This is a genomic window from Pseudomonas sp. AC463 (assembly GCF_979253585.1).
The window spans coordinates 1-241 of record NZ_CEEDDZ010001088.1 but is presented as its reverse complement, the minus strand read 5'-3'; the positions used below and the strand labels follow the sequence as shown (position 1 = coordinate 241).

The 241-nt window shown below is 66.0% G+C and carries 1 protein-coding gene; it reads left to right on the top strand.

The window, feature by feature from the left end:
* On the top strand, positions 1-241 hold a 241-nt coding region (locus AC0IYH_RS33640), incomplete at both ends, for an inorganic diphosphatase (RefSeq protein ID WP_471838785.1).

The following is a 241-nucleotide window of genomic DNA, read 5'->3' as shown; positions in this document are numbered from 1 at the left end:
GCCCGATGGCGATCCGCTCGACGCGCTGGTCATCGCCCGCTCGCCGTTCATCCCCGGCTGCGTCGTGCGTGCCCGCCCGATCGCGGTGCTGAACCTGGAAGACGAGGCCGGTGGCGACGAGAAGCTCGTCTGCGTCCCCGTCGACGAGGTGTTCCCATACTACTCAAACGTCGGCGGCCGCGCCGACGTGCCGGAGATCGTGTTCGAGCAGATCGAGCATTTCTTCACCCACTATAAGGAC